14 protein-coding genes are annotated in these 14,105 nt (G+C 70.7%); 9 read left to right on the top strand and 5 right to left on the bottom strand.

Annotated features, from left to right (window positions below):
* Positions 1-102 precede the first annotated feature (102 nt).
* The 3 genes from ACFVYR_RS04950 to ACFVYR_RS04940 are packed head-to-tail and all read left to right on the top strand — an operon-like array spanning position 103 to position 3,178.
* On the top strand, positions 103-1,026 hold the full coding sequence (locus tag ACFVYR_RS04950; protein ID WP_384248715.1) for a carbohydrate ABC transporter permease: 924 nt from the start codon (positions 103-105) through the stop codon (positions 1,024-1,026).
* Complete coding sequence (locus ACFVYR_RS04945; protein ID WP_384248524.1) at positions 1,023-1,859, top strand: carbohydrate ABC transporter permease; 837 nt, start codon at positions 1,023-1,025, stop codon at positions 1,857-1,859. The genes ACFVYR_RS04950 and ACFVYR_RS04945 overlap by 4 nt, the downstream gene beginning before the upstream one ends.
* Positions 1,859-3,178 (top strand): ABC transporter substrate-binding protein, encoded by a 1,320-nt coding sequence (locus ACFVYR_RS04940; RefSeq protein ID WP_384248522.1) that lies wholly within the window; start codon positions 1,859-1,861, stop codon positions 3,176-3,178. The genes ACFVYR_RS04945 and ACFVYR_RS04940 overlap by 1 nt, the downstream gene beginning before the upstream one ends.
* A 21-nt stretch (positions 3,179-3,199) precedes the next feature.
* On the opposite strand, the gene ACFVYR_RS04935 is transcribed toward ACFVYR_RS04940, so the two are convergent.
* Together ACFVYR_RS04935 and ACFVYR_RS04930 are read right to left on the bottom strand one after the other, a co-directional pair.
* Positions 3,200-3,940 (bottom strand): response regulator, encoded by a 741-nt coding sequence (locus tag ACFVYR_RS04935; RefSeq protein ID WP_384248521.1) that lies wholly within the window; start codon positions 3,938-3,940, stop codon positions 3,200-3,202.
* A complete protein-coding gene (locus ACFVYR_RS04930) occupies positions 3,937-5,145 on the bottom strand; it encodes a sensor histidine kinase (RefSeq protein WP_384248520.1) in 1,209 nt (402 codons plus the stop codon). Before ACFVYR_RS04930 ends, ACFVYR_RS04935 begins: the two co-directional genes overlap by 4 nt.
* Before the next feature lie 278 nt (positions 5,146-5,423).
* Here ACFVYR_RS04930 and ACFVYR_RS04925 point away from each other — a divergent pair, with 278 nt between their 5' ends.
* On the top strand, positions 5,424-7,673 hold the full coding sequence (locus ACFVYR_RS04925) for an MMPL family transporter (RefSeq protein WP_384248519.1): 2,250 nt from the start codon (positions 5,424-5,426) through the stop codon (positions 7,671-7,673).
* Here ACFVYR_RS04925 and ACFVYR_RS04920 read toward each other — a convergent pair.
* From ACFVYR_RS04920 to ACFVYR_RS04910, 3 genes are all read right to left on the bottom strand, one after another.
* Positions 7,645-7,878, bottom strand: coding sequence for a helix-turn-helix domain-containing protein (locus tag ACFVYR_RS04920; protein WP_384248517.1), 234 nt, complete (start codon positions 7,876-7,878; stop codon positions 7,645-7,647). The genes ACFVYR_RS04925 and ACFVYR_RS04920 overlap by 29 nt on opposite strands.
* Positions 7,878-8,462 (bottom strand): DUF2975 domain-containing protein, encoded by a 585-nt coding sequence (locus tag ACFVYR_RS04915; RefSeq protein WP_384248516.1) that lies wholly within the window; start codon positions 8,460-8,462, stop codon positions 7,878-7,880. Before ACFVYR_RS04915 ends, ACFVYR_RS04920 begins: the two co-directional genes overlap by 1 nt.
* A gap of 93 nt (positions 8,463-8,555) precedes the next feature.
* On the bottom strand, positions 8,556-9,629 hold the full coding sequence (locus tag ACFVYR_RS04910; RefSeq protein WP_384248514.1) for a hypothetical protein: 1,074 nt from the start codon (positions 9,627-9,629) through the stop codon (positions 8,556-8,558).
* A 217-nt stretch (positions 9,630-9,846) separates the two neighbouring features.
* Between ACFVYR_RS04910 and ACFVYR_RS04905 the strand changes: the two genes are divergently transcribed.
* The 5 genes from ACFVYR_RS04905 (at position 9,847) to ACFVYR_RS04885 (ending at position 14,088) form a co-directional block, all read left to right on the top strand.
* Positions 9,847-10,299 carry a MarR family winged helix-turn-helix transcriptional regulator gene (locus ACFVYR_RS04905; protein ID WP_384248712.1) on the top strand — a complete coding sequence of 151 codons (453 nt, stop codon included), beginning with the start codon at positions 9,847-9,849 and terminating at the stop codon, positions 10,297-10,299.
* 203 nt (positions 10,300-10,502) lie between these two features.
* Positions 10,503-11,495, top strand: coding sequence for a CDP-alcohol phosphatidyltransferase family protein (locus ACFVYR_RS04900; protein WP_384248513.1), 993 nt, complete (start codon positions 10,503-10,505; stop codon positions 11,493-11,495).
* Positions 11,496-11,855: 360 nt separating this feature from the next.
* Positions 11,856-13,064 carry a S8 family serine peptidase gene (locus ACFVYR_RS04895; protein WP_384248512.1) on the top strand — a complete coding sequence of 403 codons (1,209 nt, stop codon included), beginning with the start codon at positions 11,856-11,858 and terminating at the stop codon, positions 13,062-13,064.
* A 72-nt stretch (positions 13,065-13,136) separates the two neighbouring features.
* Positions 13,137-13,688 carry a DUF1697 domain-containing protein gene (locus ACFVYR_RS04890; RefSeq protein ID WP_384248511.1) on the top strand — a complete coding sequence of 184 codons (552 nt, stop codon included), beginning with the start codon at positions 13,137-13,139 and terminating at the stop codon, positions 13,686-13,688.
* Positions 13,681-14,088, top strand: a complete 408-nt coding sequence (locus ACFVYR_RS04885; protein WP_384248510.1) for a DUF4440 domain-containing protein — start codon at positions 13,681-13,683, stop codon at positions 14,086-14,088. Before ACFVYR_RS04890 ends, ACFVYR_RS04885 begins: the two co-directional genes overlap by 8 nt.
* The last annotated feature ends 17 nt before the right edge of the window (positions 14,089-14,105 follow it).

Genomic DNA, 14,105 nt, shown 5'->3' with positions numbered 1-14,105 from the left:
CCCGGCTGCTTGACGTATCAAGATCACATCAGCACGATGACGGAGGCCGCGCGGGCGGTCGAACGCCGGCCGAGCCGCCCGAAGGAGCCGATTTCCGTGACATTGGCGACCGCGACCGCGACGAAGCGGTCAGCGAGAGGCACACCGGGCAGCGGGTCCGCGGACCACGGCGCGTGGTTCCTGGTGCTGCCCGCGCTGATCCCGATCCTCGTCCTCAGCGTAGGGCCGCTCCTCTACGGCATCGCGCTCGCCTTCACCGACTCCCAGTCGGGCCGCACCGAGCCCACGCAGTGGATCGGCGCCCTCAACTTCCAGGACCTGCTGCACGACACGCTCTTCTGGGACTCGTTCCGGATCGGCCTGCTGTGGGCGTTCGGCGTCACCGTGCCGCAGTTCTTCCTCGCCCTCGGCCTCGCCCTCCTGCTCAACCAGCCGCTGCGTCTGCGCTGGCTCGCGCGGGCGCTGGCGATCATCCCGTGGGCGATGCCCGAGGTGGTCGTCGGCATCATGTGGCGGCTCGTCTACCACCCGGACGCGGGCGTCCTCAACGAGACGCTCACCGACCTCGGCCTCGGGGACGGCAAGGACTGGCTGACCGGCACGGGCACCGCGCTCCTCGCCGTGGTCGTCGTCGGGATCTGGGCCGGCATGCCGCAGACCACCGTCGCCCTCCTCGCCGGACTCCAGAACACCCCGCGCGAACTGCACGAGGCCGCCGCGATGGACGGCGCGGGCGCCTGGCGCCGCTTCCGCACCGTCACCTGGCCGGCCATCAAGCCGGTCGCGCTCGCCATCACGGCGCTCAACTTCATCTGGAACTTCAACTCGTTCGCCCTGGTCTACGTCCTCACCCAGGGCGGCCCCGGCGGCCGCACCCGGCTGCCCATGCTCTTCGCCTACGAAGAGGCCTTCCGCTACGGCCAGTTCGGGTACGCGGCGGCCATGGGCTGCGTCATGGTCGCGGTGATCTCGGTGATCCTCGCCGTCCACCTCGTGGGCCGCCTGAAGGGGGACGAGGAGTCATGATGCGCACGAAGAGGACCACGCGCGCCGCGCAGTACACGGCGCTCGCCGCCTATCTCGTCTTCCTCGCCTTCCCGTTCCTCTGGCTGATCTCCACGGCCTTCAAGCCCACCCGGGAACTGGGCAGCCTGCACCCCACCTGGATCCCGAAGGACCCGACGCTGGACAACTTCCGGCAGGCCTTCGACGAGCAGCCCCTCCTGCGGGCCGCGGGCAACTCGCTGATCGCGGCGCTCAGCGCGGCCCTGATCGCGGTCGTCATCGCGACCCCCATGGCGTACGTCATGGCCAGGCACCGCAACCGCCTGGCGAAGGCGGCGACGGGCTGGGTGGTGATCAGCCAGGCGTTCCCGTTCGTCCTCATCATCATCCCGCTCTTCCTGGTCCTGAAGAACCTCCACCTGATCAACTCTCTGCTCGGCCTGATCCTGGTGTACGTGGTGTGGTCGCTGCCGTTCGCGCTGTGGATGCTCGTCGGGTACGTCCGCGCGGTCCCCGCCGAGCTGGAGGAGGCCGCGGCGGTGGACGGCGCGAGCAAGGCGCGCACCTTCGTCTCGGTCGTCGCGCCGCTGCTCGCGCCCGGCATCGTGGCCACGGCGATGTTCGCCTTCATCACCGCGTGGAACGAGTTCTTCTTCGCGCTCGTCCTGCTCAAGACCCCGGAGAAGCAGACCTTGCCGGTCATCCTCAACCGCTTCATCGGCACGGAGGGCGTCGCCGACCTCGGGCCGCTCGCCGCCGCCGCGTTCCTCGCGACCATCCCCTCGCTGGTCATCTTCGCGATCATCCAGAAGCGGATCACCGGCGGCATGCTGGCCGGGGCGGTGAAGGCCTGATGCGCCGCCCGCGCCCGCGCCTCCGCCCGCGTCTGCTGACCGCGGCCGCCGCCACGGCCGCGCTCGCCCTGCTGCTGGGCGGTTGCAGCGGCGACTCCGGCGACGACGACGGGAAGATCACCCTCCAGTTCCAGTCCCTCGCCTGGCAGAAGGAGTCCGTCGACGCCAACAAGGCGCTGGTCGAGGAGTGGAACGCCACCCACCCGGACGTCAAGGTCGAGTTCGTCCAGGGCAGCTGGGACAGCGTCCACGACCAGCTGCTCACCTCCTTCGAGGGCGGCGAGGCGCCGGACATCATCCACGACGCGTCGGACGACCTCGCCGACTTCGCGTACGGCGGGTATCTCGCGGACATCGGCGAACTGCTCCCCGAGCGGCTGAAGTCCGACATCCCGCGGCGCAGCTGGGAGACGGCGACGTTCGACCACGGGATCTACGGCGTGCCGTTCCTCCAGGAGCCGCGCGTCCTGATCGCCAACTCCACCTGGCTGAAGAAGTCGGGCGTACGCGTTCCGACCCCCGCCAAGCCGTGGAGCTGGCCGGAGTTCCGCAGGATCACCAAGGAGCTGGGCGACGGCGAGGACGGCAGGTACGGCGTCGCCTGGCCGCTCAAGGAGCCGGTCTCCGCGACGCTCAACCTCTCCCTGTCGACCGGCGGCCGGATGTTCCACCGCGGAGCCGACGGCAAGGTCGACGTCCGCTTCGACGCGGCCGACGCGGTCATGCCGCGCACCGTCCACGACCAGGTCAACACCGACAGAAGCGCCTCGGACAGCACCCTCGGCATGGGCGGCTCCGACACCCTGCCCGGCTTCTTCGGCGGCAAGTACGCGATGGTCCCGCTCGGCTTCTCCTACCGCCAGCAGATCGTCCAGCAGGCGCCCAAGGGCTTCGACTGGCAGGTGCTCCCGGCACCGGCGGGCAAGGAGGGGACCGCGCAGGGCGTCAGCCCGCAGACGCTCTCCGTCGCCGAGGACAGCCCGCACAAGAAGGAGGCCGTCGAGTTCATCGACTTCCTCCTGCGGCCGGCGAACATGGTGAAGCTGGCGCGCGGCGACTGGATGCTGCCGACCGGCAAGCAGGCGCTGAAGGACCCCGCCCTGCGCACGGAGAAGGACGGCTGGGCCACGGGCACCGCCCTCGCCAAGGGCCTGCGCCCGGCTCCCGCGCAGACGGTGCGCGGCTACCCGGAGTGGAAGGACAAGGTGGCGACCCCGGCGCTCCAGGAGTACTACAGCGGGGCGATCGACATCGACGAGCTGCGGAAACGGCTGGTGAAGGACGGAAACCTGGTCCTCGCGCGGTACCAGCGGCAGTAGACCGGCCCGAGAGCCCGTCGCTCAGCCCCGCGGTCCGTTGCCCTGCCCGGCCCGCACGAGGCCCGACTCGTACGCGACGATCACCGCCTGCGCGCGGTCCCGCACCCCGAGCTTGGCGAAGATGCCGGTGGCGTGGTTCTTGACGGTCTGCACGCCGATCCGCATGCGCTGCGCGATCTCGGAGTTGTCGAGCCCCGCGGCGATCAGCCGGAGGACCTCGACCTCGCGCGGAGTGAGGCTCGAGAGGTCCTCGCCGGGCGGATGTGCGGCGGGGGCCGGTGTCACGAAGGTGGCGAGCAGGCGGGTGAGCAGGCGCGGGGCGACGACGGCCTCGCCGCGGTGCACGGTGCGCAGCGCCGCCACCAGTTCCTCGGGCGAGACGTCCTTGGGCAGGAAACCGGCCGCGCCCGCCCGCAGCGCGCCGACCACGTGCTCGTCCATGTCGAAGGTGCTCAGCGCGAGGACCCGGCACCCGGGCAGCTCGGCGGCCAGGCGCCCGGTGGCCCCGACGCCGTCGAGCACCGGCATGCGGATGTCCATCAGGACCACGTCGGGGCGCAGTTCGTGGGCGGCAGCGATGGCCTGCTCGCCGTCGCCCACCTCGCCGACGACCTCGACGGCGGGGTCCGAGAGCAGGATCAGGGACAGTCCCCGGCGCACCAGCGGCTGGTCGTCGGCGATGAGCACGGTGATCCGGCCGGACTCCGCGCCGGTCCCGGACGCGCTGTCGGCTCCCGTACCGGGGCCGGTGGGCGAGGTCATCGGACGGTGCCTTCCTTGTCGTACGCGTCGACGGGCAGCGGCACGCTCGCGGCCACCTCGAAGCCGCCTTCCGTACGGTTGCCGGCATGCAGCGAACCGTCGTGCAGCGCTATCCGTTCCCGCATGCCCACCAGACCGTACCCGCCGCCCCGCACGCCCCCGCCGGGCGGCCCGCCGTCACCGGCGCCGTCGTCGGCCACTTCGACGGTGACCCGGTCCGGGAGATAGCCGAGCCGCACCGTGGCGCGGGCCGGACCCGCGTGCTTGCGGGCGTTCGTCAACGCCTCCTGGACGATGCGGTAGAGGGTGAGGCCGACCGACTCCGGCAGCGGGCGGGGCCGGCCGCTCACGTGGAGTTCGGCAGGCAGACCCGCGGCGGTCGTGTCGGCGACGAGCCGCTCGATGCCGTCCACCCCGGGCTGCGGCTCCGACGACGTCTCCTCGGGCGAGTCGGTGCTGCGCAGCACCCCGAGGAGCTGCCGCATCTCGCGCAGCGCCGTACGGCCGGACTCCTCCAGGGTCACCAGCGCCTCGCGGGCGGTCTCGGGGTCGCGGTCCAGGGTCGCTCTGGCCCCGCCGGACATCAGGTACATGGTGGTGATGTGGTGGGCCACGATGTCGTGGAGCTCGCGCGCGATGCGGCGCCGCTCCTCGCCCACCGCGCGGTCGGCGAGGAGCCTGCGGTTGATGTCGAGCTGGCCTTTCCACTGCCGCACGCCAAGGCCCGCGCCGACTACGAGGGCAGGGGTGACCAGTACGTCGACGGCGATGTTCGTGACTGCCAGGTCGCCGAGGACGCCCCGCAGGAGCTGGACGGGCAGGGCGGCGAGGACGGCGAGCGCCAGGGCGCGCGGCGCGCAGTATCTGGCCACGGTGTAGAGCGCCACGGTGACGGCGCCGCCGTAGCTGTTCGTCATGGGGGTGCCCGGGTCGACTGCGAGCCCGAGGTTGACGGCCGTCTGCACGGCCAGGACCGCGCCGAGCACCGGCAGGGGGCGGTGGCGCCGGAAGAGCAGCGGGGGCGCGGCGGCGACGACGAGCAGCACACCGAGCACGGTGAAGCGCGTCCCCGGCAGGCCCTCATCACCGGGGGCGAGGTAGGCGAGGATGTCGAGCCCCGTCACGACGACGGTGAGCAGTGCGTCGCCCCACGTCGGCCGCGGCCCGCCCGTGGGCGGCGCGGGCGGGAAGAAGTCGCGGCGCATCCGCGCGCCTCCAAGTCGGGCCGGTCGGCCGGGCCCTGGCGTCCCGGTCTCTGCGCACCATTACATCCCGGCCGCCGGACGCCCGGATCGGCGCGGGGACGGTTCCCCGCCCAGTACTGGAGTACTGCCCGCGGCGCCGTACCGGACCCGGGTCCCGGGCGCGCCCCCTTCCGGCGGCCGACGTTCTCAAGGGGCCCGGCGTGATGGCCTGTTGGGAGCCCCGGGAGTCCCTCGTGGGCCGCCGTTCCATCGCCCGGAAACCACAGGGAAAAGACATCATGATTCGCAAGCTGACCTCGTTCTCCATCCGACATCGATGGATGACGGTCATCGTCTGGACCATCCTCGGGGCGGCGCTGTCCTTCGTGGGCCAGGCGATGATGTACGACGTCACCGACTCCGAGGCCGGGGACTTCCTGCCCAAGAAGTACGACTCGGCCGTGGCCCTGCGTATAGCGGAGGAGGACTTCGGCACCAAGCCCGACCCCAACGCCCTGACGGTGCTCGTCGCCAGGGACGACGGCAAGCGGCTCGGACCGGGCGACCAGCGGCAGATCGGCGAGACCGCGGCCGGCCTCGGCCGCGAACGGGTCGTCGCGCCGAAGCCCGAGCCGCTGATGAAGGACCACTCCCAGACCCCGCGGGTCTCGCCGGGAGCGGTGGCTCCGGACAAGAGTTTCCGGCTCCTGACGGTGTCGCTCGACGGAAACCCCGGCGACCCGGGCCTGCAGGACGTCTACAAGAAGTTCCGTGACTCCGCGCAGGAGAAGTTCGCGGACGACGGTATGAGGGTCGGGTTCACCGGTGGCATCGCCTCCAGGGTGGACGACGCGGACGCCGAGGAGTCCACGGGGAAGGTCCTCGGCACCCTGACGATGGGCCTCGTCGTCCTGCTGAACGTGCTGGTCTTCCGCAGCCTCGCCGCCGCCCTCGTGCCGTTGATCGCCGTGGCGCTGATCGGCGGTGTCGCCTCGGGCGCGGTGGTCGGCGCGGCGAAGCTCTCCGGCATCGACCTCGACCCGTCCACTCCCTCGCTGATCGGCGTCGTACTCCTCGGCATAGGCATCGACTACTTCCTCTTCCTGATGTTCCGGTTCCGGGAGCAGCTGCGGAACCATCCCGGACAGGACGCCCGGACGGCGGCGGCCGAGACGACCGGGCGGGTGGGCGGCGCCATCACGTCCGCCGCGCTCACCATCGTGGCGGCCTTCGCGACGCTGGGCCTGGCGAGCTTCGGACAGTTCCGGGTCCTGGGTCCCGCCATCGCGATCGCGGTGCTCGTGATGCTCCTGGCGAGCCTCACGCTGATGCCCGCCCTGCTCGCCGTGTTCGGCCGCGGCATGTTCTGGCCCGCACGGGCGTGGAAGAAGGAGCGCACCGGCGGGTTCGCCGCGCGCCTGGGCCACGCGGTGAGCAGCCGGCCGCTGCGCTATGCCCTCGGCAGCCTGGTGCTGCTCGGCGCCCTCGGCGCGGGCGCGCTCGGCATGAGGATGAGCTACGACCAGCAGGGTCTGCACGAGACCGCGGCGGTCAGGACGGCCGAGCGGATCTCCCGCAGCCTGCCCGCGGGCGTCTCGGATCCGCACACCGTGTACGTACGCAGCACCGACGGCGGCCAGATCAAGGCGAGTTCGCTCACCGGGATGACCCGGTCCCTCGGCAGGACGGAAGGCGTCGGGCAGGTGGGCAGGCCGGTGCTCAGCAAGGACCGCACCGCCGCACGGGTCGACCTGTTCCTGAGCGTGGAGTCCGCCACGCAGAAGGCGCGCGACCTGGTCTCGGGCCCCGTCAGAGAGACGGTGGCGCGGACCGCGCCCGAGGGCACCGAGGCCCATGTCACGGGAACGGCGGCCGTCTTCGCCGACATCTCGGCGGCCGTGGAGAAGGACCTGCGCCTGGTGTTCCCGGTCGCGGCCCTGCTGATCGCGGTGATCCTCTTCCTGCTGCTGCGCTCCCTGCTCGCCCCGGTGGTGCTGATGATCGCCGTGGGGCTCGGGTTCCTCGGCACCCTCGGCGCGAGCACCCTTCTCTTCCAGCACGGCCTCGACCGCCCCGGCGTCTCGTTCACGCTGCCGCTGGTGCTGTTCCTCTTCGTCGTCGCCCTCGGTACCGACTACAACATCCTGATCACCGACCGGATCAGGGAGGAGATGGCGAAGCCGGTGACCGCGCGGCACGCGGTGGCCGAGGCGGTACGGCACACCGCGCCCGCCATCGCCACGGCAGGCATCGTGCTGGCCGGATCCTTCGCCAGTCTGGCCGCGAGCCCCGCCACTCAGGAGATCGGCTTCGCCACCGGCCTCGGCATCCTGCTCTCCTCGATGGTGCTCTCCCTCGTCCTGGTGCCCGCGCTCGCCGCGCTCCTCGGCCGCGGGCTGTGGTGGCCGCGTAGGCCCAAGCGGGCACCGGGCCGCGGCCACGCGCGGCGGGAGCCGTTCGGCGCCCCCGTCCCAGGCCCCGGAGAGGCCCAGTGGGACCGCGAGCTGGACACCGCCCTGCTCAGGTCGGATCAGCGGGGTCGTGGGTGATCAGGTCCCCCGGCTGGCAACGCAGGACATCGCAGATCCTCGACAGGGTCGAGAAGCGGATGGCCTTGGCCCGCCCGTTCTTGAGCACGGAGAGGTTGACGACGGTGATGCCCACCTGCGCGGAGAGTTCGGTCAGCGTCATGCCGCGCTCGGCGAGCACCCGGTCCAGGTGGATCCTGATGGAGTGGGATTCCTCTTCGGGCATCAGATGGTCCCTTCGAGGTCCTCTCGCATACGAACACCCTCGCGCATGACCTTACCCATGATCACCGCGGCGAGGCCGGCGAGAACGGGCATCAGCGATCCGGCGAACTCCGGCCCGGAACCCGCGTTCGGCGCCATGCTGCCGATGAGCCAGGAGTGGGACCAGCCGACGACGAGACTGGCCACCGGCAGGCCGACGGTGACGAACCAGCCGAGCCTGGTCAGCTGTTGAGCCACGGCGTCCGTGAAGGGCCCCTGCCGCACGACCGCCCCGAGGAGCCGGGAGAAGAGCAGCAGCGCGAGGGCGAGGAACAGCAGCCAGGGCAGCGCGCCGCCGAGTTCGGCGGCGCGCTGCGCCGCGGAGGGGCCGTCCTGGCAGAGGCGCGCGGCACTGCTTGCGGCCTGCACGCCCGGGGCGGTCCCCAGGTCGTCCTTGAGCGAGGCGTTCTGCCAGAAGCCGGTCTCGGCGCAGACCGCGCCGTCGTCGAGCAGGTGCGTGACCGCCGTGCCGGCGAAGGCCAGTCCGGTGAGGATCGCCAGCGCGAAGGTCACCGAGGCCAGGGCCCTCGTGAGTCGTGAGTTCATTGCGTCGCTCCCTATCGAATATCGATATGCCCACGGTAGGGGAGCATATCGATATTCGACAAGTCCGTGACGCCTGCGCCAGCGGCCGGGGCGTCACACCGCGACCGACTCCTCCATCTCCTCCTCCCGCGCCTCCCGTTCCGCGACGGCCGTGCGCGATCCGTCGGCGGCGGTCGCCGCGGTCCGTCCGCGCCGCTCCCAGAGGGCCGCGGCGCCGACGACGAGCAGGCCGAGGACCAGCCAGCCGGCCAGCGTCCAGACGTGCCCGGCCAGCTCGTGGCCGCCGAAGTACAGGTGGCTGCGGATGCCCTCGACGAATCCCGCGCCGTTCCAGAACGCGTGCAGGGAGCCGAAGAAGCCGTTCTGCAGCTCGGGCCGGAAGAGCCCGCCGGACGTCGTGAAGTTGAGCATCACGAAGAGCACCATCATGGCCAGCGTCGTCCAGCGCTTCAGGAACGTGTGCAGCCCGACGCCGATGAAGAGGATCCCTGCCGAGTACAGCCAGGCCATGGCCCACACGCCCCACAGTCCCTGGTGGACCAGGTGGAAGACCGGCCCCGCGAGCGCCGCGCCGATCAGGCTGACGGCGAACGAGACGCCCACGACGAGCCCGGCGCGGGCCCGCATCCGCAGGCCCGCGCCCGCCGCGCCGAGTACCGCCACCGACGCGTACGAGCCGATGCTCACGGCGACGAGCAGGAAGAAGATCCCCTGGCCCGTCGGGTCGTCGCCGACCGGCGGGGCCACGTCGGTCACCTTCAGCGGCAGGCCCTGCTTGGCGGCGACGGGCGTGAAGATCTTCTGCGTCGCCGTCGCGCTCATGTCGGACCCCGCGCTGGCCACGATCAGCTCGGGCGACTTCGCGTCCGGCAGATAGGCGCCCGCTATGTCCTGGGACTCGAGCGCGTCGACCGCCTGCTCACGGGAGGCGAGGGTGCGTACGTCCAGGGCGTCGCCCGCCTTGTCCTGGACGGCCCGCGCGAGGGTCTGGGCCTGCTGGCCGGAACCCACGACGGCGACGGGCAGGTCGTTCGGCTCGGGCGTGACGAACGCGCCCATGTAGGCGAGGCCCATGCCGAGGCACATCAGCAGGGGTGTGACCAGGTGGAGCAGGACGTGGCGCAGCGCGTCGCGCAGCCGGGTGGTGGGTTCCGCGGTGGCGGACATGGGGCTTCTCCGGATGTTGGGCGGGTGGGGCGGCCGGGGGGTCGGCCGGATGGCTGGGGGGATGGCTTGGGGGATGGCTTGGGGGGATGGTTGGCATATACAACTCTACTTTCTGTTGTACTCTACAACCATTCGCGGAGAGGGAGAAATCGTGACCGGTCGAGAGGGGTCCCCGCCCCAGGCGTGGGACGAGTCCATCGAGATCATCCAGCGGGAGATGACCGCGTTCGCCCGGCGGGCGCGGGCCACCGCCGCGCGGATGCACCCCGAGCTCTCGCTCGTGTCCTTCACGCTGCTCAGCCACCTGGAGGACCAGGGCGGCTGCCGAGCCACCGACCTCGCGGCGCACTACACGCTCGACAAGTCGACGATCAGCAGGCAGGTGGGGGTGCTCGAACAGGCCGGGCTCGTCGAGCGGCGACTGGATCCGGCCGACCGCCGGGTGCACGTCCTGCATCTCACCGGCCGGGGCGAGGAAGTGCTCGAGCAGGTCGGGGCGGCGCGGCGCGTCGCCTTCCGGGAGCGGCTCGGGGGATGGAGCGAGGCGGATCTTGCGCGGTTCGCGGGGTACTTGCTGCGCTACAACGAGGCGACGGCCGAGACGGCGGCCGACGAGGCGGCCGAGAGGGTGGTCGAGGGGGCGGACGGCGGGGCGCCCGGTCCGACGTAACGCTCCGTGACGTGTTTCGGTAACGGTCCGGTCATTCGGTAACGCTCAGGTAACGCGGCACCGCCGTGGGAGAGGCGTTGACTCACCCCGAAGGGTTGACCGTTACCTCCGGCCAAAGGTTGCACGGGTGAGATCTTGTCCCTCGGGTGAACTCCTCCCTAGCTTGAGGTGAACTTACGCCGAACGCCAGGAAGTTGACCCCCATGCGTCGTGACATACCGCCCCTCGCCGAGGTGCGCCGCATCACCGAGAAGAAGCGCGACGCGTGGTGGACCGTGTTGCTGGTCGACCCGGTCGCCACGCCGCTCGTGCGGTTCACCGCGATGCGGACGAGAGTCACGCCCAACCAGATCACGTGGGGCGCGTTCATCCTCGGCCTCGGCTCGGCGGCGTGCTTCGCGCTCGGCGACTGGAAGTGGCTCGCCCTCGGCGCGGTCGTCTACCACTTCAGCTTCATCTTCGACTGCATGGACGGCAAGCTCGCCAGGCTCACCGGCCAGGGCTCGGTCTTCGGCGCCTGGCTGGACTTCGTCTTCGACCGCATCCGCGTCATGGTGTGCGGCGTCGCGCTGATGTGGGGCCAGTACGACCGCACCGACGACACCCTCTACATCTGGCTGGCGCTCGCCGTCGTCGCGCTCGACACCCTGCGCTACATCAACTCGCTGGAGATCTTCAAGATCCGGCACACCATGCGCAAGCAGATCAAGGCGCGCATGCGGGCCGCGCGCCGGGCGCAGAACGAGGCGGAGCTCGCCTTCATGGAGGACCTGCTGCGGGACAACCCGTCGGCGGACATCGAGCAGGACCTGCAACGGGCCGCGGGTGAGGCGCCCTACGCGCAGCCGGCCGAGGAGGGCGCGGCCGACGGGGAGGCGGCCCCGGCGCCCGCCCCCAAGCCCCAAGTGATCGATCTGCACCAGGAGTTCCGCCGGAAGTTCCCCGCCTACCTGCGGGTCCGCTCCTTCCTGCTGCGCCACCGCATCCGCGCGCACCTGGTGAGCGGCATCGAATTCCAGATGGGCGTTTTCATGATCGGCCCGCTCTTCGACGTGGTGATGCCCGCGACGATCGTCTCCGGCGCGCTCCTTCTGGTCTTCGAACTCGCCATCATCTACAAGCTGTTGCTCTCGACCCGGGATTTCACCCGGACCATCGACTCCTTCGAGGCGGAGAAGGTTCTGACCACGGTCTGAACCGTGCTCTTCGCCGCGTTCCTTCCGCGCACCGGGCGGGCTGGCATCTCCAGCCCGCCCGGTGGTGCGTGTGAGGCTCAAAGTTGCTGGTGTTACCGGGAGTTGGGGGCACTGTGGCCTGGGATGTCCGTTCAGGTGCAACAGATCCGGTTTGTTATTACAGAACCTTGTTGAACAAGTCACAGCTGTATGTAGGTATTGATCTGCGCCCGTCAATCAGACAGGGTTTCGTCCCAACACCCGGAGATCTTCCGGCCCCCAAGGGGCGTGGCGACGAAGTTGTTGCTGCGGCGAACCTTTGGCAACACAGCTGAATACCCCCCACATCCCCCCACATTCACCACGAGGAGACCCCTCTTCATGGCAACTCACAAGCGTGCCCGCACGATGAAGCTCACCGCGGCGATAGCCACCGCTGCCACCGCGGTCGGTGTGACGGTCTTCGCCACCTCCTTCGCCGGTGCGTCCACCCCCGCCGAGGGCAAGGTCTACGGCCTCGACGCCAAGGGCGCCGTCGCAGGCAGCTACATCGTGATGCTCGACGAGAAGGCCGGTAAGGACGCCAAGTCCGACCTCGCCGAGGAGTACGGCGGCGAGCTCAAGCGGAACTACTCCTCCGCGATCAACGGCTTCTCCGCCAAGGGGCTGAGCGAGACCGAGGCCAAGCGCCTCGCCGCCGACCCGGCCGTCGGCAAGGTCGTCCAGTCCAAGAAGTTCACCATCGACGCCACCCAGGACAACCCGCCGTCGTGGGGCCTGGACCGCATCGACCAGGCGGACACCGCGGGGGACAAGAAGTACACGTACCCCGACGCCGCGGGTGAGGGCGCCACCGCCTACGTCATCGACACCGGCGTCCGCGTCAGCCACAAGGACTTCGGCGGGCGCGCCACCTCCGGCTTCGACGCCGTCGACAACGACGACAACGCCGACGACGGCAACGGCCACGGCACGCACGTCGCCGGCACCATCGCCGGTGACGCGCACGGCGTCGCCAAGAAGGCGAAGATCGTCGCGGTCCGCGTCCTCGACGACCAGGGCTCCGGCACGACCGAGCAGGTCGTCGCGGGTATCGACTGGGTCACCAAGAACCACAAGGGCCCCTCCGTCGCCAACATGAGCCTCGGCGGCGGTGTGGATGAAGCGCTCGACGCGGCCGTCCAGAAGGCGATCGACTCGGGCGTCACCTTCGCGGTGGCCGCGGGCAACGAGTCGACCGACGCCTCCCAGGGCTCCCCGGCCCGCGTGAAGGACGCGATCACGGTCGCCTCCTCCACCAAGGACGACAAGCAGTCCGACTTCTCCAACTACGGCTCCGTCGTGGACATCTACGCCCCGGGCTCGGACATCACGTCCGACTGGAACACCGGTGACGACGCCACGAACACCATCTCCGGTACGTCGATGGCGACCCCGCACGTCGTCGGCGCCGCCGCCGTCTACGTCGCGGCCCACCCGGACGCCAAGCCCGCGGACGTCGCCAAGGCGCTGACCGACGGCGCGACCGCCGACAAGATCTCCAACCCGAGCGAGGGCACGCCCAACAAGCTCCTGAAGGTCGTCGAGTAGTCCTCGCGACCCGCTGAACCGCGGCCGCCGTGCCCACCCCCACGGGGCACGGCGGCCGCCTATCGTGTCCGCATGGCGATCAGGAGATACGCGGCACTGCTGCGCGGAATCAACGTCGGCGGCCACAAGAAGGTGCCGATGGCCCAGCTGCGCACCCTCCTCGAAGGGCTCGGGCACGGCGGCGTACGGACCTATCTGCAGAGCGGCAACGCGGTCTTCACCGCGGACCACGGCGACGAGGAGTCGCTCGCCGCCGAGGTGCGGGCGGCGATCGAGGAGCACTTCGGCTTCGCCGTCGACGTCCTGGTGCGCGACGGCGCGTATCTGAAGGCGGTCGCGGACGCGTGCCCGTTTCCGGCGGCCGACCTGGCGCCGAAGCAACTGCACGTCACCTACTTCTCCGCGCCCGTCACCCCGTCCCGCTTCGCCCCCATCGACCAATCCTTCTTCCTGCCCGAGGAGTTCAAGCTCGGCGACCGCGCCCTGTACCTGTACGCCCCCGAGGGCCTCGGCCGCTCCAAGCTCGCCGAGCAACTGTCCAGGCCCGGCCTGACCAAGGGGGTCATCGCCACCAGCCGCAACTGGAACACGGTGACCCGGCTCGTGGAGATGACCCGTGACTGAGCACGCCGCGGCCGGCCGCACCCCCGCCGTCGAAGCCGCCGTCGAAGCCGCCGTCGAGGCCGCCGTTGAGGCCGAACTGCGCCTCCTCGACCCCGAGGTGCGCTCATCGCCCGAGCTGTTCGGGCCGCTGCTGCACCCGGATTTCACCGAGTTCGGTGCGTCCGGCACCCGGTGGGACCGCGCGTCGATCGTCAAGGTCCTCACGGCGCGCCCGGACCCCGGCAGCCGCCCCACCACGGTCTCCCGCATGCGTGGCGTCCAGCTCGCCGACGACGTGGTGCACCTGACCTACGACGCGGACGACAACGGCCGCACGGCGCACCGCAGTTCACTGTGGCGGCGCACGGAGGACGGTTGGCGGCTCTGGTTCCACCAGGGGACGCTGTTCAGCGACGACTGAGACCGGAGCCGGGGAGG

Origin of the sequence: Streptomyces sp. NPDC058284, from assembly GCF_042881135.1 — a bacterium.
In the GTDB taxonomy this organism is placed as follows: domain Bacteria; phylum Actinomycetota; class Actinomycetes; order Streptomycetales; family Streptomycetaceae; genus Streptomyces.
Note: the sequence above shows the minus strand (reverse complement) of the source record. Positions and strands in the feature narration are given on the sequence as shown.

What these genes read in the sequence shown, in the direction of transcription:
- ACFVYR_RS04945 (WP_384248524.1), top strand. Translation starts at nt 1,023, where the DNA reads ATGATGCGCACGAAGAGGACCACGCGCGCCGCGCAGTACACGGCGCTC.
- ACFVYR_RS04940 (WP_384248522.1), top strand. Translation starts at nt 1,859, where the DNA reads ATGCGCCGCCCGCGCCCGCGCCTCCGCCCGCGTCTGCTGACCGCGGCC.
- ACFVYR_RS04935 (WP_384248521.1), bottom strand. Translation starts at nt 3,940, where the DNA reads ATGACCTCGCCCACCGGCCCCGGTACGGGAGCCGACAGCGCGTCCGGG.
- ACFVYR_RS04930 (WP_384248520.1), bottom strand. Translation starts at nt 5,145, where the DNA reads ATGCGCCGCGACTTCTTCCCGCCCGCGCCGCCCACGGGCGGGCCGCGG.
- ACFVYR_RS04925 (WP_384248519.1), top strand. Translation starts at nt 5,424, where the DNA reads ATGATTCGCAAGCTGACCTCGTTCTCCATCCGACATCGATGGATGACG.
- ACFVYR_RS04920 (WP_384248517.1), bottom strand. Translation starts at nt 7,878, where the DNA reads ATGCCCGAAGAGGAATCCCACTCCATCAGGATCCACCTGGACCGGGTG.
- ACFVYR_RS04915 (WP_384248516.1), bottom strand. Translation starts at nt 8,462, where the DNA reads ATGAACTCACGACTCACGAGGGCCCTGGCCTCGGTGACCTTCGCGCTG.
- ACFVYR_RS04910 (WP_384248514.1), bottom strand. Translation starts at nt 9,629, where the DNA reads ATGTCCGCCACCGCGGAACCCACCACCCGGCTGCGCGACGCGCTGCGC.
- ACFVYR_RS04905 (WP_384248712.1), top strand. Translation starts at nt 9,847, where the DNA reads ATGACCGCGTTCGCCCGGCGGGCGCGGGCCACCGCCGCGCGGATGCAC.
- ACFVYR_RS04900 (WP_384248513.1), top strand. Translation starts at nt 10,503, where the DNA reads ATGCGTCGTGACATACCGCCCCTCGCCGAGGTGCGCCGCATCACCGAG.
- ACFVYR_RS04895 (WP_384248512.1), top strand. Translation starts at nt 11,856, where the DNA reads ATGGCAACTCACAAGCGTGCCCGCACGATGAAGCTCACCGCGGCGATA.
- ACFVYR_RS04890 (WP_384248511.1), top strand. Translation starts at nt 13,137, where the DNA reads ATGGCGATCAGGAGATACGCGGCACTGCTGCGCGGAATCAACGTCGGC.